At 59.9% G+C, this 21,411-nt stretch carries 17 protein-coding genes; 8 read left to right on the top strand and 9 right to left on the bottom strand.

Annotated elements, in window-relative coordinates; all coding sequences use genetic code 11:
- Positions 1-118: 118 nt before the first annotated feature.
- Positions 119-2,068 (bottom strand): sigma-54-dependent Fis family transcriptional regulator, encoded by a 1,950-nt coding sequence (locus tag CEK60_RS19850; RefSeq protein WP_089040474.1) that lies wholly within the window; start codon positions 2,066-2,068, stop codon positions 119-121.
- Positions 2,069-2,309: 241 nt separating this feature from the next.
- Between CEK60_RS19850 and CEK60_RS19845 the strand changes: the two genes are divergently transcribed.
- Positions 2,310-3,794 (top strand): aldehyde dehydrogenase family protein, encoded by a 1,485-nt coding sequence (locus CEK60_RS19845; RefSeq protein ID WP_089040473.1) that lies wholly within the window; start codon positions 2,310-2,312, stop codon positions 3,792-3,794.
- A gap of 46 nt (positions 3,795-3,840) precedes the next feature.
- The gene (gene qhpG / locus CEK60_RS19840) at positions 3,841-5,211 is read left to right on the top strand and encodes a flavin-dependent monooxygenase QhpG (RefSeq protein ID WP_089040472.1); all 1,371 of its coding nucleotides are present in this window, start codon (positions 3,841-3,843) and stop codon (positions 5,209-5,211) included.
- Here the strand turns inward: qhpG and CEK60_RS19835 are convergent.
- The 8 genes from CEK60_RS19835 to paaN all read right to left on the bottom strand — a co-directional run bounded on the left by CEK60_RS19835 (position 5,130) and on the right by paaN (position 14,798).
- Entirely contained in the window at positions 5,130-5,813 is a 684-nt protein-coding gene (locus CEK60_RS19835; protein ID WP_089040471.1) for a S8/S53 family peptidase, read from the bottom strand. The two genes, qhpG and CEK60_RS19835, sit on opposite strands and share 82 nt — an antisense overlap.
- Positions 5,804-7,504: an ABC transporter ATP-binding protein gene (locus CEK60_RS19830; RefSeq protein ID WP_198361396.1), complete on the bottom strand. Its 1,701-nt coding sequence runs from the start codon at positions 7,502-7,504 to the stop codon at positions 5,804-5,806. Before CEK60_RS19830 ends, CEK60_RS19835 begins: the two co-directional genes overlap by 10 nt.
- 97 nt (positions 7,505-7,601) lie before the next feature.
- Positions 7,602-8,717, bottom strand: a complete 1,116-nt coding sequence (gene peaD, locus CEK60_RS19825) for a quinohemoprotein amine dehydrogenase subunit beta (RefSeq protein ID WP_089040469.1) — start codon at positions 8,715-8,717, stop codon at positions 7,602-7,604.
- The gene (gene qhpC / locus CEK60_RS19820; protein WP_051626386.1) at positions 8,717-9,070 is read right to left on the bottom strand and encodes a quinohemoprotein amine dehydrogenase subunit gamma; all 354 of its coding nucleotides are present in this window, start codon (positions 9,068-9,070) and stop codon (positions 8,717-8,719) included. The genes peaD and qhpC overlap by 1 nt, the downstream gene beginning before the upstream one ends.
- A complete protein-coding gene (gene peaB / locus CEK60_RS19815) occupies positions 9,067-10,494 on the bottom strand; it encodes a quinohemoprotein amine dehydrogenase maturation protein (protein ID WP_089040468.1) in 1,428 nt (475 codons plus the stop codon). Before peaB ends, qhpC begins: the two co-directional genes overlap by 4 nt.
- 9 nt (positions 10,495-10,503) lie before the next feature.
- Positions 10,504-12,066 carry a quinohemoprotein amine dehydrogenase subunit alpha gene (gene peaA, locus CEK60_RS19810; protein ID WP_232471530.1) on the bottom strand — a complete coding sequence of 521 codons (1,563 nt, stop codon included), beginning with the start codon at positions 12,064-12,066 and terminating at the stop codon, positions 10,504-10,506.
- A gap of 444 nt (positions 12,067-12,510) precedes the next feature.
- Positions 12,511-13,110: a phenylacetic acid degradation protein PaaY gene (gene paaY, locus CEK60_RS19805; RefSeq protein WP_089040466.1), complete on the bottom strand. Its 600-nt coding sequence runs from the start codon at positions 13,108-13,110 to the stop codon at positions 12,511-12,513.
- Positions 13,111-13,121: 11 nt separating this feature from the next.
- Positions 13,122-14,798 carry a phenylacetic acid degradation protein PaaN gene (gene paaN / locus CEK60_RS19800; RefSeq protein WP_089040465.1) on the bottom strand — a complete coding sequence of 559 codons (1,677 nt, stop codon included), beginning with the start codon at positions 14,796-14,798 and terminating at the stop codon, positions 13,122-13,124.
- 369 nt (positions 14,799-15,167) lie between these two features.
- Here paaN and paaF point away from each other — a divergent pair, with 369 nt between their 5' ends.
- The 6 genes from paaF (at position 15,168) to paaK (ending at position 21,348) form a co-directional block, all read left to right on the top strand.
- The gene (gene paaF / locus CEK60_RS19795; protein ID WP_089040464.1) at positions 15,168-15,941 is read left to right on the top strand and encodes a 2,3-dehydroadipyl-CoA hydratase PaaF; all 774 of its coding nucleotides are present in this window, start codon (positions 15,168-15,170) and stop codon (positions 15,939-15,941) included.
- A 16-nt stretch (positions 15,942-15,957) separates the two neighbouring features.
- A complete protein-coding gene (paaG, locus tag CEK60_RS19790) occupies positions 15,958-16,749 on the top strand; it encodes a 2-(1,2-epoxy-1,2-dihydrophenyl)acetyl-CoA isomerase PaaG (RefSeq protein ID WP_089040463.1) in 792 nt (263 codons plus the stop codon).
- A gap of 1 nt (position 16,750) precedes the next feature.
- A complete protein-coding gene (paaH, locus tag CEK60_RS19785) occupies positions 16,751-18,289 on the top strand; it encodes a 3-hydroxyacyl-CoA dehydrogenase PaaH (RefSeq protein ID WP_089040462.1) in 1,539 nt (512 codons plus the stop codon).
- Positions 18,282-18,764, top strand: a complete 483-nt coding sequence (gene paaI / locus CEK60_RS19780; RefSeq protein ID WP_089040461.1) for a hydroxyphenylacetyl-CoA thioesterase PaaI — start codon at positions 18,282-18,284, stop codon at positions 18,762-18,764. Before paaH ends, paaI begins: the two co-directional genes overlap by 8 nt.
- Complete coding sequence (gene pcaF, locus CEK60_RS19775; RefSeq protein ID WP_089040460.1) at positions 18,761-19,966, top strand: 3-oxoadipyl-CoA thiolase; 1,206 nt, start codon at positions 18,761-18,763, stop codon at positions 19,964-19,966. Before paaI ends, pcaF begins: the two co-directional genes overlap by 4 nt.
- Positions 19,967-20,034: 68 nt before the next feature.
- Positions 20,035-21,348, top strand: coding sequence for a phenylacetate--CoA ligase PaaK (gene paaK / locus CEK60_RS19770; protein ID WP_089040459.1), 1,314 nt, complete (start codon positions 20,035-20,037; stop codon positions 21,346-21,348).
- Positions 21,349-21,411: the final 63 nt, after the last annotated feature.

Raw genomic sequence — 21,411 nt, 5'->3', positions numbered from 1 at the left:
ACGTGTCTTATAAACGCCTTACGTATCTTATGGCGGGGGACACCTGCCCTCCGTTGAGCTAGACAGCCTATAAGGCCAAGCTGGAAGAGACCGTCCAGCTTGGTTGCACTTCACCGGCTCAAGGTGACGCTTCCCCCAGCCGTCGATAAAGCGTCGAGCGGCTGATACCTAGCGTCCGGGCAGCGGCAGTCATGTTTCCCCCATGGGCTTCGAGCGTACGCACCATATGGGTCCGCTCCATTTCTCGCAGTTCTTGGCAACCGTTGCCAAGGCCCTCCGGTGTGACCGGATTACGAGCATTATTTTCTGTGGGCTGAGCAAGCTTACGCTGCCAACGCGGCGAAAGCCCTTCTATGGTTAGCCGTTGGCACTCTGGCTCAGCTCCCACCAAAGCCGCTTCCAAACAGTGAATTAGTTCCCGCCAGTTGCCAGGCCAAAGGTAGCCAGCCAAACACTCTAACAAGGACTCATCCAGCGCCAGAGAGCGGCCATGTTGGCGACATAGTGCAGCCCAGTGTTGACGAATCTGTCCCGCGAGATCAGCCTGCTCGTTCAGCGTGGGAAGTTCTACTACCACCCCAGCCAGACGATAAAAAAGATCTTCGCGGAAGTCACCGGTGGTCACCAGACTTTCCAAATCGCGATGGCTCGCGGCTATGACTCGGCAGTCGATGGGCACCTCGCGGTGATCGCCCAGAGGTGTCACCACTTTCTCCTGCAGCACCCGCAGCAGACGGGCCTGCAGCGCCAACGGCATGTCACCGATCTCGTCGAGCATCAGAGTCCCACCATTAGCTTGTACCAGACGCCCGCTGTACCCGCCCTTGCGGGCGCCGGTGAAGGCGCCTTCCACATAGCCGAATAGCTCCGCCTCGATAAGGCTTTCGGGCAGCGCAGCACAGTTGAGTGCCACGAAGGGCCGCTGCTCACCGAGACTGCTATGCAGTGCTCGGGCCAACTGCTCTTTTCCGGTGCCAGTTTTGCCCTGCAGCAGTACAGGCAAACCTGCTTCCAGTGCCCGACTAGCCCGGCGAGCCTCTCGGGCCAGCGCCTCAGGCCAATCCTCCACCAGCGCCTCAAGCCCACGAGAGAGGGATGGTTCAGGCGATGCCGGCCTCACCGTGGCTTCTCCGCTCAAAATTGCTGGCTGCCACTGATCCGGGGGATTAAGCCGCCCCACCAGTTGGGCGCCGGTAAGCGGCAGCCCCAGCAAGACCGAGCACCGTTCGCATTGGCGACAGATTTCCTTCCAGGAATTGCCCAATAATTCTTCAATATGGCGACCAATTAGTGAGGCAGAGGCCTCGCCCAGCCATTGAGCGGCCTGAGAATCAACCGCCAGGATCAGCCCCGAGTCGTTCATTGCCACTAGACCACAGCTCACGCTGTCTAACTCAGCCAACGATGCGTGCACCTGGAGCACCCAACGCTGCTGATAATGGTGGAAAAACAGCCGTTGCTCCAACGCCCCCGTGAGCTGCTGCACTCGGCGCAGGAAAATTTCTGGTCGTGGGTGGTCGGCCTCAAAGGTAAGGTCGATCAATCCTAAACAGTCGCCGTTGAGATCAAACAGCGGGGCAGCGACACAGGAGACGGGGTTGTCGGGGAACAGCAGATGCTCGCAGGACTTGACCAGCACCGGTGCACGCTCGATGAGCGCTAGGGCAGGTGCATTGGTCCCGAACCAGCGTTCATCCAGGTTGATGCCGGCCCCGATGTGGAAGCGATCATTAAGCACGAACCGCTGTCCGTAGCTCTTGAGCACAGTGGCATCCGGGGTGGCCAGCAGCAACTGGCAGCCACGCAGGTCCTCAGTCACTCGCCTGATCAGCGGGTCAGCCAGTTCGATAAGACGACGATGCATCTCACGCTGAGTGCGGAGTTCGCTACTGTCGAGCCGCGGCAACTCGGGTAGGCTACCAAGCTGCAGTCCATGCTCAATGCAGCGCTGCCAAGAACGGTCGATACTGGCATCGAGCATGCCCATCGGTAGTTGCTGGTCACGGAGCAGATGTTCACGGGCCTGGCGAATCACGTCGGGGGTTCGCAGGACTGTTTTGGAGATCATGGGCCTCTCCCAGCGAGGTCGGCGAGCTGTCCCAGAATGCGACAGCCGTCGTATCCGGCGACGAGACGGCGGAGGAATATCGTCATAGCTAACCTTCAACTCACTGATATTGTTGTGATTATATTACTTCCCTGAGCTGGCACGGGGCTTGCTAGGGAGTACTTGCTAAGGAGTATGAGAGGCGTGCAATGCTTAGCACGCACTCACAACAATCATAAATCAGTCTGACAGGAGCACAACCATGACGCAGCCCTCCACTGCTATTCAAGCTTGGCTGGACAAAAGCCACGCTCTTTTTATTGGCGGCCAGTGGCGCACCGCCACCAGCGGCCAGACACTGGATGTCTATAATCCCGCCACCGCGGAAGTGATCAGTCGGGTTCCGGCGGGTGATGCCACCGATATTGATGCTGCGGTCGGTGCTGCCCGGGAGGCCTTCCGTGACTGGCGCAAGTCGCGGCCAGCCCAGCGTGAGAAGCTGCTGCTGGATCTCGCCGATGCTCTGGAAGCCCGCGCCGATGACTTTGCCCTACTCGAGACACTAGACAACGGCAAGCCAGTGACCTTTTCGCGGCATATGGACGTAGCTCTAGCCATCGACTTTATCCGTTATACTGCGGGCTGGGCCACCAAAATCGAGGGTCGTAGCATGACACCCTCGATGCCCTTCGTGCCCGAAGACAAGCAAATTGTCGCCTACACCCGCCGCGAGCCCATCGGCGTGGTAGGTGCCATCATCCCCTGGAATTTCCCACTGCTGATGGCAACCTGGAAGGTCGCTCCGGCCCTAGCTGCCGGCTGCAGTATCGTGCTCAAGCCCGCCGAGGACACGCCGCTCACCGCCCTGCTGCTGGCGGAACTGGCCGAGCAAGTAGGTTTCCCGGCAGGCACTCTCAACGTCGTCACCGGTCTGGGGCACACCGCTGGAGCAGCGCTGGCCAGCCACTCAGGAATCAACAAGATAGCCTTCACCGGATCGACCCCCGTGGGTAAGCAGATCGGGCATTCCGCCATGGAGAACCTGACCCGTACCACCCTGGAACTAGGTGGTAAGTCACCGGTGATGGTGCTGGCCGATGCAGATGCCGAGGCAGCCGCTGCCGGCGCGGCTCAGGCAATCTTCTTTAACCAGGGGCAGGTGTGTACCGCTGGATCGAGGATCTATGTACATGAGTCGATCCACGATACCTTTGTCACTAAGCTAGCCGAACAGGCCCAGCAGCTAACGCTAGCACCGGGCTGTGAACCCACCAGTAGCCTGGGCCCGCTGGTCTCCTCCAAACAGCAGCAACGAGTGTTGGCGTATATCGAACAAGCGCGCAGCGACGGCGGCACCATCGTCACCGGCGGTGGCAAAGGCAGCGAAATCGGCTACTTCGTCGAGCCGACGGTGATCACCGGCTTGGCCCAGGAAAGCCGCTGTGTGCAAGAGGAGATCTTCGGTCCGGTGGTCGTGGTCCAGACCTTCCGCGATCTGAACGAACTCGTGTTACTGGCCAACGACTCTCCTTATGGACTGGCCGCCAGCATCTGGTCCAACGATCTTACGGCGGTCAATCGCCTGATACCAGAAATCGAGGCCGGTAGTATCTGGGTCAACGGCCACAACCTGCTGGACGCCTGCATGCCCTTCGGCGGCTTCAAACAGTCGGGCATCGGCCGCGAGCTCGGCGATTCACTGATCGAGCATTACACAGAGCAGAAATCGGTTGTGATGATCGTTTGATCTAACCCAGTTCTGGCACCGTACCAGCCCCAAGGGGGTTCTTCTAATGCGCCAAGACGTGGATAGCGAGATACTGATCGCCGGAGGCGGCCCCGCTGGTGCCGCTCTGGCCATGCTGCTGCATCGCGCCGGCCGGCGAGTCATCTTGGTGGGGCGTGTACGCGATTACCGGGCCATCGAGGGCATTGCCCGGCGCAGCCTCCAGGCCCTACAAAGCCTGGGGCTGCACCGGGCCGCCGCTTGCGCGGTGGGTCCTTTGCCGCGGCGAGTCACCTGGGCTGGTAAAACTCGAGCGCCCAACGCCGAGTGGCTGCTGCCGCGTCCATCCTTCGATGCCGCCCTGTTGGAAGATCTTCACGAGGCTGGTATCCCAGTGATCAAAGCGCGGGTCACGTTCCTGGAGAGCCAGAAAAGTGACGTTTGCCTGGGCTTGGCAGATGGTCGCGTACTGACTGCTTCCTGGGGCGTGGAGGCCCGGGGACGGGCGGCGGCGCGGCGCCAGTTCCGCGACGCCGCTCCCTGGTCAACCCCTGCCTGGATCCTACGTGGCGAGGCCGCCGACCCAGACCCCGCCAGTGCTGCCCTGTCGTTGCCCGGCGGAGGCTGGGCCTGGTGGTCGCGGCTCAAAGGCCAGCAGTATCTGCAGCTGGCCCTACCTGAAGCGACGCTACGTCGGGCACGGCATAACCCCAGCACCTGGCTAGCCGCCCAGCCCGACCTGGCACAGCTCTGGGGCCAAGCCGAGATTAGCCACCACTACCAGCGCCCTAGCCTACTGGGGCGCACCCAAGTGAGAGAGGGGCGCCTCTGGCGCCTCGGAGATGCCGCCATGGCCATCGATCCCCTCTCCGGACAGGGCATTTTCAATGCGCTCTCCTCAGCCCACGGCCTGACGCCCGTTCTCCATAGCCTCCTTGAGGAAACCAGCATCGCGCCCCTGGAGCGCTTCCATCAACGCCGTCAGGATGCCCAGTACTGGCGTTTCGCCCGGGCCGGCCGCGACTTCTACCGTCAGGCTGCCTATCAAGAGTCGATAGGCACCGATCCGGCACCCTACTGGACGGCGCGCTGTCACTGGCCCGATCATCAACCGCTACATCTACCAGAGCCTTGGGCTCAAGTACGAGTGAGACGCGGCCTGGCTATCATTGGTAACCACTTGGCCGAGCGGGAGCTGGTGTTTACCCCGGACCAGCCAATGGGGATTCAGGCAGTGGCGGGAATCTCCCTAGCGCCTCTGGTCAAGGCTATGCAGGATGGCGACCACGCAGCGGCTCGGGCACTATTGGTCGCCGCAGGCCCCGCGGCCATGGCGATCATCCGCTGGTGGGCTGATCATCCCGACTGGCCAGCGCTGCCCGAGCCCCACTCTCTTGGCGGTGCCCCCCTTTCACCGATTGACTCCGCCAGCCAATAGCCCAGCGCATGGGCCGCAGCGAAGCTGGCTCCGCCCAGTGCAGGAGGAGTCTCCATCGATGGTGGCCCCACCTGCCAGGGTTGCCAGGCGTTACCCTCCCGAGCCGCCCAGACGCAGGCGTACCAGTGGCCATTCCGATCATGCCGTGGCGAGCCCGGCATCAGCCCCGCGGCGCCACTCACTGCTATCACCCCTGGCCAAGCAGCTGGGTAGACCGGCGCCCCAAAGCGTGGGCTGGCAGCAACGATGCGGGTGCCCGCGGCCTGTAGCCTCTCCACCGCCTCCTGCAGTCGCGTGTCGGCTCGGGGCAACCCCAGACTACATAGCAGCCAAACCGGTGGTGCCTCTGCTTGCCACTCGAAGGCCGCAGCAAGGGCAGCGGCGTTGGCGGTGAGACGCTCCTCGAATAGCTTGTAGAAGGCGATTTCCAGCCGCGTGAGCGGCAAATAGTGGCCCAGGGTGGCGAGGATCGCCCGGCCGTGACCAAGGTGATCTCCAGGGTCAGCACCGCTGGGCGAATGGAAACGCGCCATGGACATACCAGGAGGCACCCCACTATCGATAACCCCCAGGGTCGGGCTGATGGCCGGAATTAGAGACATGACGCCGTCTCCACTGCGACCAGTTGCCCTTGCTGGAGTCGATAGTAGGCATCCAGATTGCCAAAGTGGTCGCTCTGGTGGCTGATGATCAGCCGAGTGGTATCTCCCAGCACCTCATCAAGCAAGGCATCGAAGGTTCGGGCAGCCGCTGGATCCAGCGCCGCAGTTGGCTCGTCCAGTAGCACTAGGCGAGGCTTTTTTAGCAGTGCCCGAGCCAGGGCCAGGCGCGAGCGCTGGCCGCCAGAGACCTTACCCCCCAGATCACCCAACTCGCTCTCTAACCCTTCCGGCAGGGCGGTCAGCCAGTCGGCGAGCCCAACGCGGGAAAGCGCGTCAATCAGTTCGGCATCGCTTGCCTCAGGGGCCAGGGCGCGCAGGGTCTCGGCCAAGCTGCCGCGTAGCAGGCTGGGGTGCTGTTCCACCCAAGCAACCTGCTTGAGCCAGTGATGGCGGGAGAGCGCGTCAAGCGGCACGCCATCGACACGGATTTCGCCTGATTCGAGCGTCTCCAGCCCTAGCAACAGACGGATTAGGCTGCTCTTGCCTGCCCCAGAAGGACCGGCAATCAGCACCTTGCTGCTCGGCGGAAGCGCGAGATCAATACCATCCAGAAGCCAACCGGCTTGACCGGGATGGCGGAAACGCACACCCTCCAAGCAAAGCCCACCAGGCCCGACAGGACGGCCGCCCTGGTAGGGATCACGCATGGCGGGCTCATTGAAGAGCTCGGCCAAGCGGCAAGCGCTGACCCGGGCCCGCTGCCACCCCCCATAGAGACCCAGCAGGCCACCGATGGGGGCCATCACCATGCCGAGATACGCTAACAGGGCCACCAGCTCACCGAGTTGCAACTGCCCCTGAATCACCAGATAGCCGCCCAACAGCAGCACCCCGGCCCGGGCCAGAGAGAGGATCAGTTGCGGGCCCACGTCGCTGAGAAAGCCCACTCGACGCACCGCCAGCAGGCGTCGCAGCTGCTCGTGGCCAAGCCCCTGGAGACGATTGAGTCGCGACGACTCCAGCGCCTGGCCTTGAAACCAGGGGCCATGGGCCAGGGTATCCTGCCAGAAGCCTGAGAGTTCCCCGCTCTGCTCACGGAGTGCCTGCTGACGGAGAGTCAGCGCCGGGCGCCAAGCGCGCAGCCACAACCATTGGATGGGGACTAGCACGGCCACCAGAGCCATCAGCATGGGGCTGAATAGGCCAATCATAGCTAGCGCTCCCACCAGCCCTAACAGATTGGAGAGTCCGCTAAGCAAGCCGTCCAGGGCGAAGCCCTGGAGGATAGACAGGTCGCCATCTAGACGGCTCATCAGATCGCCTCGCCCTCGCGCCTGCCAGCGGGCCGGTGCCAAGCGCAGCAGGTGGCGAAGCAAGGAGCGACGCAGCGAGAGCAATAGTCGGGCAGAGAGCGCCACATGCTGCAGGCGGGTTAGCCCCTGTAGGGCCAAGGCGGAGAGCCCCAACACCACCAGGGCGGCGACGTAAGCGGCAACGGTGCTGAAGTCCCCCTGCATAAGGCCGTGATCGATCAAACGCTGGGTGAGCAACGGAGGCAACAGCGCCAGCAGGGTCGCCACTAGGCTCAGCGTCAGCAGCCGGGCCAACGCTAGGCGCCGCGCCTTGAGGGGGCGGTAAAGCCAGCCCCAGGGCAGCGCCTCTGTGTCACGGGTGAAGTCAGGCTCGCGCATCGACGCTCTCTTCATTCATCAACTATAAGGGTTGCCCCCAGCAAAAATGGCCGATCGCTTTCACAAGCGCCGGCCAGAAGGATCATGCAGCGGCAATCTAGAAGCGTGCCACCTTCAGCGTTGCGGTGCTCATATCACCGGGCAGGCGAATGCGCCCCAGATCATTGAAGTCATCATCATAGATGGCGATATCACTGGAAGCGCCGCCCAGGTAGATCCGCGAGCCGTCATAGGAAGTATTAATGCTGTAGTAAGTATGATCAAGATCGATCACCTTCACGATCTCTTGAGTACGGGCATCCAGCTTGCTGAGCTGAGTGTAGACGCCATAAAAGACGTCCCGCTCCCGGGGATCAGAAACCATAGAGAAGATGATGAACTCGAAAGGGGCTATCTCCTTGTTCTCGGTCTCGCCGGTGGCTAGGTCGACGCGGCTGATGCCCCAGTGCCATGCCTCGCTCTCCTCGCCAGGATGCTCCGCCACCGTGTAGGGGCGCAGGAACTCGTTGGTTACCTCTCCCATAGACCACACGGCTAAGGAGTCTGGCGGGCTAAAGCTGGGGCGATCCCAATTTCGGTTGGCGATAGCGATCTCGGTCTCGCCGTTTGCCGGGTCGACCCGATAGATATCAGCGCCAGCGAGATAGAGATTACCATCCTCGGCGGCCCCCATGGTTGTCACCTGGCGCGGTGCTGGGAAGGTGGCCAGGGGCTCGGCAGCGAGACCGGCTGCCGTGTCATAGACCGCTAACTGTGGCTCCAATACTTCGTAGTGGTCGAGGCCCAGCCGCGCCCGATCCCAAATGCTATAGAGGCGGCTGCCGTCGGGGCTCACGGCAAGGGAAGCGATGGATTTAGCGCGTATTGAGTTGCCTGAGCCGCTGGCACGAAAGACTTCCTCACAACTGGTGAGGTCGATGCCCACTACGTCTTCCCAACGGTTGTGCAACACATAGGCGATTCGCTCATCCGGCGATAGCTGCAGGGTGCCAGAGCCAAAGGCGCCTTCTACGTCACAGGTACGCACTACCTCCTGGGCCTCCGGGTCGATCACGTAGAGTTGGTTGGGGCGGGCCATGGTTACCAGATACTCGCGTACTTCGTCAGCGCTGGCTTCATCGGCAACAGCAGCAGTCACCATCAGAGACTGGGCAGCGAAGGCCAGCACCCCCATTAGGGTCAGATTGAGCCGCTTAATTTCTGAGCTATTCATCACTTATCGTCTCCCGGATAGACACTATCGAACTTGCGCCAATCATCCTCAGCGCGGTCGGCTCCATCCCCCCAGTTGGGGTAGGTGTTCATAGTGTCCGGCACCTGAGCAGGCCACCAGCAGGGATCAGCGCAGCCATAGAGATCCGCTTCCATGGGCTGGCACAGCGAAGCCACGCCGCCGAAGGGATCCACTTCCCAGCCTGGATCGAAGCTGGAAGTGCACCCGGCGATGGTCTGCATGGCCTGCACTTCTTCCAGGGCCTCTGGGCTAGCGGCCCGTTCCATTTCGCGGGCCTTGCGGTTGAGGGGCGCCAACCCCAGTGCGGTCAAGTTCTTCTTGTTATTCGTCATGCTGTCTGCCTCCCGGCCAGGGGGCCGTCGAGAAAATCGGGGTTATGACGTAGGATGCGAGCGTAAGCTTGAATGCCGAAGTCGACCCAGTCACGCATCAGGTCGCAATAGTGGTAGGTGGGGGTCATGGGGTCGCCATAGCGGGCGTAGCTCTCGTGGTAGCAACCGCCGGAGCAAAGGTTGCGGATCCGACAATTACTGCAGCCACGCTCGGTGCGATCACTCCTGGCCTCGATAAACTGCTTGAGGCCTGCGTGATCGAGCCCCTCCTGGACGCTGCCGAAGGTGGGCATTTCGGAGCCCGTGAAACGGTGACAGAGGTGCACGTCGCCCGCATGATCCACCGAAACCAGCCCTAAGCCGGCCCCACAGGGCACCGCCTTGCTGCGCCCTTCCCAAAGGTCGGTGAGCAGTTGGTTGAAGTTGCCGAAGCCAATATCGCGCCCCTGAATGGCGGCTGCCACGGCCCGCTCACCAAGCTCGACCATACCGTCGAAGACCTGTTTGAGCTCGTCGCTGGTAAGATTGTAGTCAGCCATATCACCGGAGGTGACTGGAGCGAAGCCTGCTTCGGCGAAACCCAGCTCGTTAACCAAGTGGTCGTGAATACCGATAACGTCGGTGATGCCACGAGTCAGGGTCACCCTGGCTCCCACCGGTCGTGAGCGATAGCTGGCCAGCAGCGGCTTAATGCGCTTGGCGACCAGATCGTAGGTGCCCTGGCCGTTGACCGCAATGCGGTTTTTGTCGTGGACCGCCTTGGGGCCGTCCATGCTCACCGTGAGCCCAAAGCGATGGGCGTCGAAGAAAGCGATCTTTTCCTCGCTCAGTAGCGTGGCGTTGGTGGTTAACGTGAAATCTACTGCCTTACCAAGCCCATGAATGCGCGCCTCGGCCCAGTCCACCACCTGGCGGATCAAGGGCATGTTGCTGAGCGGCTCGCCGCCAAAGAAGACAATGTTGTAGCGATCCCGCTGCGGGGCTTCGCGCAGCATCATTTCGATAGAGGCCTGGGCGGTGGCCAGTTCCATCTTCTTGCCATCCCGGGGGTTATCCAAGTCTTCCTTGTAGCAGTAGCTGCAGCTAAGGTTGCAACCGGTGTTGACGTTGAGCACCACGGTAGAGAGCGGGAACTGCTCCACCTTTACGCTAGGATTATAAGCCTGGACAACACCATCGGTGATCAGCTTCAGCGCCTTGAGCTGTAGCAGCCGTTCCTGGATATCGTCGCTACTGACCTGATGTGTCAGGTGGCCCGGCAGCGCCCGGCTATCGAGCCCCTCTTCTCTTCCGGCCAGAGCCAGCAGCTCCTCGCTGAGGGCATCCGGGGCGAACAGGCTGGTGGTGGGGATATGGAACCACAACGGCTGGCCTTCTACTTCCATCCGGTGCAGGTTCTCGGGTATGGCTTGTAAAATTCCCATGGTGATCTCCTAGCGAAGCGGCGGGTTGTTCCAGCGTTGTACGGTAACGATCAGTTGGGCTTCGTCCTGTATCGCCTCCTGTCCTACCACACTGGCGGTCACCCGTAGGTTGCCCACGCTGTTGGCGTTGTACTGACGCAGCGGGTTGGGCCCAGCCCCGGCAGGTGAGAAGATCCCTGTGGCGGCGTCCAGTATGCCCGTAAACCTAGCATCCTCGTCGCGCTCGGCGATCTCGTCCCAGGGGGACACGCTCCAACGTACCGGTACCTGCCCCAGCGGGATGGTCTCATCAGCCCCGTCCAGATAGCCGGCGGCGGTGAAGACGCCACTCACTGGCGGAGTCTTATCGTTGCCGATGCGAGCAACTCCCAGCGCTGGACTTACCTCCAAACGATCTACCGTGCGATAGCCAGCCAGCAGCCTCTCAGCACTGATCTCGCCGATCTGCATAGCCAGCCAGCCGGGTGTGAGATCGGTGCTAGTCTCAACGTCCAGCACTAGGCGCATGTCGCTACGTTCGATCACCTTACGCACGGTGACGCCCTCCCCCAGACTGATCTCTCCTTCCCCAAGACCGTGGCCCAGCAGCACCAGTCGGCTACGCTCGCCGGCCTTGAGCGAGGCGGGCAGGCTGGCTAACACCGCAGGCTCGGCCGCTTCGTGAGGAATCATCTCCACCATCATCCCAAACGCTTCGTCATGGTCGTCGAAGATACGCCCGCTGGGGTGCGCGCCGGAGAGATCCAGCACCTGCTTGAGATCACGACCGTTGAGGTTCAGGTTGGCGCGCCACTCGTAGCCGGTATAAACGATGGCCTGGCCTTCGCCACTGAGCGGACGACCACTGGTGAAAGCACCGTCCAAGCTAAGCGAGTAGGCATCCTCGCCTTCAGCGGCGTTAATAGTCACGTCGGCATAAAAGTCGCCTTCTCCGGGCCAGTGCCCCCAGAGCTGCCAGTCGCCCTCAGGAGAGGTCTGTTCGGCCTGCTGCCATGACTCCCAGGCTTCATTTTCGAGACTTTGAGTCTCGGCCAGCCAGGGAGCGATCTCGTTCAGGGCGAGATCGAACCAGTCACGATCCCGTGCCATGGACTGGTACTCAATGGTCTGGAACTGGCCCACATGGAAGTGCACCAGTCTCTCCCACTCTTCCTGGGGACGGCGCTGCAGTTGGGCGCGGCCGCCAGTATGACAGCGGGCACACATCTCCTGGTAGCTGGGATGATCAAAGGACTCAATACGGTTGAGGCGTCGCTCAATCAGCTCACGCTGGGACGCGCTCTCTTCGGGCGCCAGACCGCGGGTATCGGCGAGGAACTTGACGATATCCCGGCGGGCCTCCTGGGGCAGCTCCAGGCCGTGCATAGTTTGCATGCGCGCGATCGTCATGTCCCAGCCTTCCGGGGTCTTACGCTGCGCACTAATACGGCTCCAGCTCTCGGGGCCACTTTGGGTCTGATGACAGGCTGAACAGTGCCTGTCGATAGCCTCGCTGCCGGCAGAGGCCAAGACAGTGCCCGTAGGCAGCAGCAGGGCTAAGCTACAGAGCCCTGTAGGAAGTACATGTCTCATCACGGGGAGTTCTCCACGCATTATTATTGTCGTGATGTTCACCTGCGGTTCTCTTCGCGGACGAACATCGAAGGTGTATGCCAGTCCCGTTCAACTTGCATTGACCGCGCCGACTATCAACAATTTCTTTTTATTCATATAGTTGAAGCAATTTACTTGTCTGAGTATTTTTAGATTTTCAATCAATCGACAGCAATCAGTGCCCCAACTTGCAACAGTTACGTATGGACTTGAAACACTTTGTCTCTTCAAATTTGATCATCGTTTACCGTGACGGCAGCCGAGGTTTTCGGACGACTCAGGTTTGAGACTTGGCGCTCAGGAAGGAATGGGATTATGGGGCGACTACAAAGACCGCTTGAGGCTATCAACCTGTGGTTGGGTGGGGGATGGCTCGCCAGGGGGGACGCGGTGGTAGCGAGCCATACCATAATTATCGCCTTGCTACGCTATGCTCTGCTGCTTAGGCTGTGTATCACCGGTCAGTAAGGTTGGGCGGTCAGCATCGAGCTCTGTCAGCGGTTCACAAGGTTCCAAGCTGTCACGGCAACGGGTCACTAAACGCTGGTACTCTTGAGTACCCTGCTGCTTCCAAGCAAATTCTTCATCGCTCAGCGCCCGCTTAACTTTGGCAGGTGCCCCCATCACCAATGACTGTGGCTCGCATTCAAACCCCGCTTTGACGAACGCGGCCGCCGCAACAATAGAGCGCTCCGCTATGTGGGCACCGTCCATCACTACAGCGTTCATACCAACCATGGCATCACGCCCAATCACGCAGCCATGCAAAACCGCGCCGTGGCCGATATGGCCATCCTTTTCGACCTTAGTGACGCAGCCCGGAAAACCGTGCATGACGCAGGTATCCTGCAGGTTCGACCCTTCTTCCAGCACCAGACGGCCGAAGTCACCACGCATCACCGCGCCGGGGCCAACGTAACAATTGGGGCCAACAATCACATCCCCGATGAGCACTGCGGTCGGGTGGACATAAGCGGTTGGGTGCACCACTGGCGTCACCCCTTCAAGTCGATAGTAAGGCATCACGTTCTCCGTTAGTTCGATTGGCCGTGGCGACGGCTTTGCACCACCACAAAGCGGTTGGCGACAAAGGCTTGATTACATAGCGAGGCATTGGCCGCCGGATTACCGCCTGTGGCGTGAAAGTCACTGAAAGCAGCCGACTGGTTGACGAATATCCCCCCATCCAGGTTCAACGAGAGCGGCGTCGCCACCTCCATCGCCAGCTCTTCTAACTGGTTGGCCACGGTCTCATCTGTCGTATAGCCACCGAGGGTTATCGCGCCTTTTTCCCGGATCACCTGACGCGCCAGTTCAATGCTATGCGCGGTGTTCTCAGTTGCGATAACAAAGCTGATGGGGCCGAAGCGTTCCTCGCTATAGGTAGCCTTCTGTGCTGCATCTACCTTGAGGATAAGCGGCGTGTGAATGCGGGCGTCAGGGAACTTAGCGTGCGCTCGCGACTCGCTATCCAACGCTATTTCGCCCAAGTCTCGGCACGCCTCAATGCGTGCTTGCGTCTCCCGCGACTGGAGGGCACCCAGCACCGTGCAGGCGCGGTCGTTGTCGCTCAGAAACTCTTGGACAGCTTTGGCTAGCGCTGCCGCCACATCGTCAAAACTTAACGGGCCATCTGCTGTTTCAATACCGTTTTTGGGTACATAAATGGCCTGAGGGGTCGTACACATCTGGCCGGAATAGAGGCTCAGCGAGAAAGCCAGGTTCGCTGTGACCGCTTTGAGATTTTCCACGCTGTCGATAATGACCGTGTTGACACCGGCTTTTTCAGCGAACACCTGAGCCTGAGTGGCGTTATCTATCAGCCAATCGCCAAAGGCATTGGAGCCGGTGAAATCGATCAGCTTGACCGCAGGATCAAGCGCCAGCGTTTTCGTCAGCGGTGCATCGACAGTGTCGGGTATCAGGCTAACCAGACAAGGGTCAAAGCCCGCTTCCTCCAGTACCTGTTGAACAACCCGTGCGGTCATTGCCACTGGCAGAATAGCGCCAGGATGCGGTTTAAGAATGACCGGGTTGCCTGTCGCCAGACTGGCAAACAAGCCGGGATAAGTGTTCCAGGTGGGAAAAGTAGAACAGGCCACCACCAACGAGATGCCGCGTGGCACGATGTGAAAACGCTTATCCATGACAATGGGATCATGCTTGCCCTGGGGCTTAACCCACTGTGCGGTAGCAGGAACCTGCGCCATGGCCTGCCAGGCATAGGCCACAGCTTCAAGGCCGCGATCCTGGGCATGCGGCCCACCCGCCTGAAACGCCATCAACGGCCCCTGGCCGCTGGTATGCATCACCGCCTGGGCGATCTCTGGGCTCATGGTATTTAGCCGTGACAGGATTTCCAGACATACCCCCACACGCGCCTCAGCCCCGGCATCCCGCCAGTCACGCATTGCCACTTGCATGGCCGCTATCAGCTCGTCAGGGTTTGGCTGGTCATAAGTAATGCCAAGTTCAAACCCATAGGGTGAGACTTCGCCACCCACCTGCTGGGTGCTGCCAACACTATTCAGCGCAAATGGTTGGTTGAGCAGTGACTCAAATTTCGATGGTGCCGCATTAACAGCGTCTTCAGGGTATTTCCGCATGCTTTCTGGATAGGGCGTCCAGAAATTACGCTTAGAAATGGCGTCGACAGCCTGGTCAAGAATGTCACGGTGAAGGTCAAACATCTGCTGCGCTGATTGCGTCATGGGGGCGCTCCTGCACTCACTTATTTTTTTGATACGCTATAGCAAAGAAGACTATCTTTCCCGTAACAAAACATCAAACGCTTTCCCTGGCGCCGCTTGCTTAAGAATTAGCCCACCACGATCAATAAACTCGATATATACGGGCTAAAGATCACTTTTCGGGCCAATTTCCCACCTTTCATACCATGGTCTAACAACTATCACTCACTCGCTATAAATACATACAAGCCATTGTTAACAAAACATAAATTATCAAAAACACCAATAAGCGACACACTAAAAACAATCAAACAATATTGATGTGTATCAAAATAAACCTATACTCGACAGATATTCATCCTGTGCGCCACAGGCCGAACTGAGGTAACAATGCCCACTACGCTCAAAATACCCCCACTCCTTGAGGGCGTTTTATGCATCACGCTGAATCGCCCAGAAGCACTGAATGCGCTAAATACGCAGCTTCTCGGCGAGCTCGCCGACACCTTGAGCAACGCGGATAGTAACGACAACGTTCGCGCCGTGGTGATTACCGGCAATGCAAAAGCATTTGCCGCCGGTGCGGATATTAACGAGATGGCTGAACGTGACTTGGTGGGCATGCTGGAAGATCCTCGCCAGCACCACTGGGCCACCATTACGCGTTTTCGCAAACCGATCATTGCCGCCGTCAATGGCTATGCCTTGGGCGGTGGCTGCGAGCTGGCTATGCATGCCGACATCATCATCGCCGGTGAAAACGCTCTGTTCGGCCAGCCAGAAATCAACCTGGGCATCATGCCCGGCGCTGGCGGCACACAACGTTTGCTAAGGGCGGTGGGCAAATCACTGGCCACCCAGATGGTGCTGACTGGCGAGCCAATTTCCGCTCGCCGTGCCCTCGAAGCTGGCCTGATTAGCGAAATTACCCAGCCCGAATTAACCCTAGAACGCGCCATGGCAATTGCAACACGCATTGCTTCCAAGGCACCGCTGGCAGTGCGCTTGGCGCGGGAATCGTTACACAAGGCGATGGATACCGACCTAGCCACCGGACTGCGCTTTGAACGCCATGCGTTCACCTTGCTAGCGGGCACCGCTGACCGCGAAGAGGGCATTCGCGCCTTCCAAGAAAAACGACCTGCCACTTTTCAAGGGCACTGACACAAGGATACTCCCCATGAGCCAAGCGCCCCTGCTTTACAGCGTGGAAGACGGCGTCGCCCGTATCACGCTGAACCGCCCCGACAGCCTGAACAGCTTCAATACTGACATGCATGCCGAGATGCGTAAGGCGCTAAAAGCCGTGCGTCAGGACGCAAGCGTTCGCGCTTTGTTACTGACCGGCAACGGCCGAGGCTTTTGTGCCGGTCAGGATCTTTCCGACCGCAGCGTCGCACCCGGCGAGCAAGCTCCCGACCTCGGTGAGTCGCTTGAGAAGCGCTACAACCCTATGCTGCGCGCCCTTAAAGACATGCCGTTCCCGACTATTTGTGCAGTGAACGGCGTGGCCGCAGGTGCCGGCGCCAACATCGCCCTGGCCTGCGACATCGTATTGGCCGCGCGTTCGGCAAGCTTTATTCAGGCCTTCTGTAAGATCGGCTTGATTCCAGACTCCGGCGGCACCTGGACACTGCCTAACTTGGTCGGCATGGCGCGCGCCAGAGGCCTAGCAATGCTGGGTGACAAGCTTCCCGCCGAGACCGCCGAGCAGTGGGGCATGATCTGGCGCTGCGTCGATGATGAGGCGCTACAGGAAGAAGCCATGAACATGGCTCGCCATTTGGCCACTCAACCGACGCGCGGCTTGGCACTGATCAAGCGCGCCCTGCACGCCAGCAGCGATAACAGCTTCAACGAACAGCTCGACCTGGAACGTGATCTGCAGCGCCTAGCCGGACGCACGGAAGATTACCGCGAAGGCGTCAGCGCCTTTATCGAGAAACGTCGCCCCACCTTCAAGGGAGAGTGAGATGTCAGCCCTCCCCACGTCCGCCGTTATTGGCGTGATCGGCGCAGGCGCCATGGGTGCCGGTATCGCTCAGGTTGCCGCTCAAGCTGGCCACTCGGTGGTCTTGCATGACAATCAACCGGGTGCCGCCAAAGCGGGCATTGATAACATTCGTCGTCAGCTGGAAAAGCGTGTTGCCAAGGGCAAGATGATCCAAGGGGATGTGGATAACATTATTGCTCGCCTGCAACCTGCCGATGCTATCGATGCCTTGGCCGACAGCCGTTTGGTTATCGAAGCTATCGTCGAAAATCTTGAAATCAAGCGTCAGGTATTCGCCCAATTGGAAGCGTTATGCTCAGCGGATACCCTGCTCGCCAGCAACACTTCGTCACTGTCGATTACCTCCATTGCCGCGAACCTTGAACACCCAGAGCGCATGGCGGGAATGCACTTCTTCAATCCCGCTCCCATCATGAAGCTGGTGGAAGTGGTGTCTGGCCTGGCGACCACCAGCGAGGTTGCTGAAACCCTGTACGCCACTGCCGTTGCCTGGGGCAAGGTCGCGGTGCACGCCAGCTCTACTCCAGGGTTTATCGTTAACCGCGTGGCACGGCCGTTCTATGCCGAAGGGCTACGTCTGCTGCAGGAAGGTGCCAGCGACGCCGCTACCATCGATGCGCTGCTGCGTCAGGCGGGCGGGTTCCGTATGGGGCCTTTCGAGCTGATGGACCTAATCGGTCATGACGTTAACTACGCGGTGACCCGCTCGGTGTTCGATGCCTACTACGGCGACACCCGTTTCGAGCCTTCCTTAGTACAGCAAGCGCTGGTGGAGGCCGGACGCCTGGGGCGCAAATCGGGCCAAGGCTTTTTTGACTACGCGGGCGAACACCCTGCGAAGCCACAGCCTAAATTTGCAGCAACAGCAAATGCGAAACTACCAGCACTTGTCGTGCAGGGCGACCCTGGTGTGATCGCTCCGCTGCTGGAACGCGCTCAGGAAGCTGGGCTTGAGGTGGTTCGTCGTGAATCACTGCTACCAGACGGCACGCCTCGCTTATATCTGGGCGATTTGGCGTTGGCCCTTAGCGACGGTCGGTGCGCCGCCGAGCGCGCGGTCAATGAAGGACTCGACGCCCTGGTACTGTTCGACCTGTGCCTGGACTACCGCAGCGCCAGCGCCATCGCACTTACTGCCAGCCACACCACATCACCCGAAGCTCGCCAACTGGCAACGGCGTTCTTCCAACGCCTGGGAATAGACGTGGCTTGGCTAACCGACACCCCAGGGCTGGTGGTGCTGCGCAGCGTGGCTATGCTCGCCAATGAAGCCGCCGACGCCGTACTCCAGGGTGTCTGCAGTGCCAAGGATGGCGACCTGGCCATGCAGGCTGGCGTCAACTACCCACGCGGCCCCTTGGCCTGGGCAGACTCACTGGGCCTACCCTTCGTTCACCGCACCCTTACGCATCTACAGCAGAGCTACGGTGAACAGCGCTATCGCAGCTCGTTTCTACTGCGGCGCAACGCCTTGAGCGAGGAAAGCTTTCATGAGTGATACCCAACTAACCCCACAACAGCTGGCGGAAGCCTGTGCCGACGCGATGTTTTCCCGCGACCATGCCAGCCAAGGGCTGGGCATGCGTATTACCCGCGTGGCTCCCGGCTTCGCCGAACTGACCATGACTGTGCGTCAAGACATGGTGCAGGGGCACGGCAACTGCCATGGCGGATTTCTATTTACCCTGGCAGATTCCGCCTTTGCGTTTGCCTGCAACAGCTACGATGAAGCCACCGTCGCCGCTGGCTGCAGTATCGACTACCTCGGCCCTGGCCAACTAGGCGACGAGATCACCGCCACCGCCGAAGAGCGCAGCCGCCGTGGGCGCACCGGTATTTACGACATTACGTTGCGCAATCAGCACGGCGATACCATTGCCCTGTTCCGCGGGCGTTCCTACAAAATTCGCGGCAGCGTACGCCGCCTGGAAGATACTGACGCAGAAAATACCGCTGCTGGAGATAACCTATGAAAGACGCGCTGATCATTGATGCCATTCGCACCCCGATAGGCCGCTACGGCGGCGCACTCTCCAGCATGCGTGCCGATGACCTGGGCGCCATTCCGATGCGCACCCTGATGGAACGCAATCCAAGCGTCGACTGGTCATTGATTGACGATATCTTTTACGGCTGCGCCAATCAGGCTGGGGAAGATAACCGTAACGTGGCGCGCATGTCCGCACTGCTGGCAGGGCTGCCGGTCGAGGTGCCCGGCACTACCATTAACCGGCTGTGCGGCTCAGGCATGGATGCGATCGGCAATGCCGCCCGCACCATTAAAACCGGCGAAGCGGGATTGATGATCGCTGGAGGGGTAGAGTCGATGTCGCGGGCGCCCTTCGTAATGGGCAAGGCCGAACAGGCCTTTTCACGCCAAGCCGATATTTTTGATACCACCATCGGCTGGCGCTTCATCAATCGCGCTATAAAAGCTCAATTCGGCGTGGATTCCATGCCCGAAACCGCTGAAAACGTAGCGGAGCAGTTTGGCATTTCTCGACAAGATCAGGATGCCTTTGCTCTGCGCAGCCAGCAGCGCACCGCCGCCGCGATGGAGGCAGGCCGCCTGCGCGAAGAGATAGTGCCCGTCGAGATACCCCGCCGCAAACAAGACCCGCTGATCGTGGATACCGATGAGCACCCGCGCGCCACTACGACCGCCGAGCAGCTTGCCAAGCTGCCCACGCCCTTCCGCGAAGGCGGTAGTGTGACAGCGGGAAATGCCTCGGGGGTTAACGATGGCGCCTGCGCGCTACTGCTGGCATCTGCCGAACAGGCTGAGCGTTTCAGCCTCACGCCGCGCGCGCGCGTAGTGGGTATGGCCACCGCTGGCGTGGAGCCGCGCATTATGGGGTTCGGCCCCTCACCCGCTACCCGCAAGGTACTCGCCCAGACTGGGCTTACCCTTGACCAAATGGACGTCATCGAACTTAACGAAGCCTTCGCGGCTCAGGCCTTGGCGGTCATGCGTGACTTGGGCCTGAGCGACGATGCCGAACACGTCAACCCCAACGGAGGCGCCATTGCACTCGGCCACCCGCTGGGCATGAGCGGCGCTCGATTAGTGACCACCGCCCTGCATGAACTCGAACGTCGGCAAGGGCGCTTTGCGCTATGCACCATGTGTATCGGTGTCGGACAGGGCATTGCTCTGATCATTGAGCGCTTATAAGCCTCTCACCCCTGACTACAGCTTATAAAACGTAACTCAATAATAACTTGCTTGACCGGAGACTCCTGATGAATCAGCCCGCTACGCGTATCGACACTGCGACCCTCGACCCTTTGGAAACCGCCAGCGTCGACGAGCTGCGCGCCACTCAGCTCAAGCGCCTGAAGTGGAGCCTGAAGCACGCTTACGACAATGTGCCGTTCTACCGCCAGTCTTTCGACAAGGCTGGGGTACACCCCGACGATATCCAGACGCTGGCGGATCTCGCCAAACTGCCGTTCACCACCAAGGCTGATTTGCGCGACAACTATCCGTTTGGCATGTTGGCCACACCGATGAGCGAGATTGTGCGCATTCACGCTTCCAGCGGCACCACTGGGCAACCCACCGTGGTGGGCTACACCCAGAAGGATATTGATGTGTGGTCCGATGTGGTGGCGCGTTCGATCCGTGCCGCTGGTGGCAGCCGTAATGACAAGGTACATGTGGCCTATGGCTACGGCCTGTTTACCGGCGGGCTGGGTGCCCATTACGGTGCCGAGCGGCTGGGCTGCGCGGTCATCCCCATGTCGGGCGGCCAGACTGAGAAACAGGTTCAGTTAATTCGTGATTTCCAGCCGGACATCATCATGGTCACGCCGTCTTATATGCTCAACATCGCTGACGAGATGGAGCGCCAAGGCATCGATCCGCGCACGCTGCCCCTGCGCACCGGCATTTTCGGTGCCGAACCCTGGACCGACAGCATGCGCACGGCCTTGGAGCAGCGCTTAGGCATCGACGCCCTCGATATTTACGGCCTCTCTGAAGTAATGGGCCCAGGCGTGGGCATGGAGTGTCTGGAAACCAAAGATGGTCCAACCATCTGGGAAGATCATTTCTACCCCGAGATCATCGACCCGATCAGCGGTGACGTGCTGCCAGACGGCGAATACGGCGAGCTGGTGTTCACCACCTTGACCAAAGAGGGCCTACCGGTGATTCGTTACCGCACCCGCGACCTGACTCGTCTGCTACCGGGCACCGCGCGGCCCATGCGCCGCATCGACAAAATCACCGGCCGCAGCGACGACATGCTGATCATCCGCGGCGTCAATGTGTTCCCCACCCAAATCGAGGAGCAACTGCTCAAGATCGCGTCGCTTTCTCCCCACTACGAGATCGAAGTCAGCCGCCAAGGCAATATGGACATGGTGCTTGTTCGTGTAGAGGCAAATCATCATGACATCGCCCGCGACCCCGTGGCCTGTGAAAACGCTGCGAAACAGCTTCAGCATGCCATCAAGACATATATTGGTATCAGCACCCAGGTTGAAGTGTGCCCGGTAGAGAGCGTGATGCGTTCGCTAGGCAAGGCCAGACGCGTCAAAGATCTACGCTAGTATTGCCATAGATTGAGATACTAGACCAACGCCCTTGCAGGCAACCCCTGCAAGGGCTTTTTA

This window comes from Halomonas sp. N3-2A, from assembly GCF_002216165.1.
Classification (GTDB): domain Bacteria; phylum Pseudomonadota; class Gammaproteobacteria; order Pseudomonadales; family Halomonadaceae; genus Vreelandella.
Note: the sequence above shows the minus strand (reverse complement) of the source record. Positions and strands in the feature narration are given on the sequence as shown.

Coding starts and splice junctions, on each gene's coding strand:
- paaG (WP_089040463.1), top strand. CDS start 15,958: ATGAGCCAAGCGCCCCTGCTTTACAGCGTGGAAGACGGCGTCGCCCGT.
- qhpC (WP_051626386.1), bottom strand. CDS start 9,070: ATGACGAATAACAAGAAGAACTTGACCGCACTGGGGTTGGCGCCCCTC.
- paaK (WP_089040459.1), top strand. CDS start 20,035: ATGAATCAGCCCGCTACGCGTATCGACACTGCGACCCTCGACCCTTTG.
- paaY (WP_089040466.1), bottom strand. CDS start 13,110: ATGCCTTACTATCGACTTGAAGGGGTGACGCCAGTGGTGCACCCAACC.
- paaH (WP_089040462.1), top strand. CDS start 16,751: ATGTCAGCCCTCCCCACGTCCGCCGTTATTGGCGTGATCGGCGCAGGC.
- paaI (WP_089040461.1), top strand. CDS start 18,282: ATGAGTGATACCCAACTAACCCCACAACAGCTGGCGGAAGCCTGTGCC.
- CEK60_RS19845 (WP_089040473.1), top strand. CDS start 2,310: ATGACGCAGCCCTCCACTGCTATTCAAGCTTGGCTGGACAAAAGCCAC.
- pcaF (WP_089040460.1), top strand. CDS start 18,761: ATGAAAGACGCGCTGATCATTGATGCCATTCGCACCCCGATAGGCCGC.
- qhpG (WP_089040472.1), top strand. CDS start 3,841: ATGCGCCAAGACGTGGATAGCGAGATACTGATCGCCGGAGGCGGCCCC.
- peaB (WP_089040468.1), bottom strand. CDS start 10,494: ATGGGAATTTTACAAGCCATACCCGAGAACCTGCACCGGATGGAAGTA.
- CEK60_RS19835 (WP_089040471.1), bottom strand. CDS start 5,813: ATGTCTCTAATTCCGGCCATCAGCCCGACCCTGGGGGTTATCGATAGT.
- peaD (WP_089040469.1), bottom strand. CDS start 8,717: ATGAATAGCTCAGAAATTAAGCGGCTCAATCTGACCCTAATGGGGGTG.
- paaN (WP_089040465.1), bottom strand. CDS start 14,798: ATGACGCAATCAGCGCAGCAGATGTTTGACCTTCACCGTGACATTCTT.
- CEK60_RS19850 (WP_089040474.1), bottom strand. CDS start 2,068: ATGATCTCCAAAACAGTCCTGCGAACCCCCGACGTGATTCGCCAGGCC.
- peaA (WP_232471530.1), bottom strand. CDS start 12,066: ATGAGACATGTACTTCCTACAGGGCTCTGTAGCTTAGCCCTGCTGCTG.
- CEK60_RS19830 (WP_198361396.1), bottom strand. CDS start 7,504: ATGCGCGAGCCTGACTTCACCCGTGACACAGAGGCGCTGCCCTGGGGC.
- paaF (WP_089040464.1), top strand. CDS start 15,168: ATGCCCACTACGCTCAAAATACCCCCACTCCTTGAGGGCGTTTTATGC.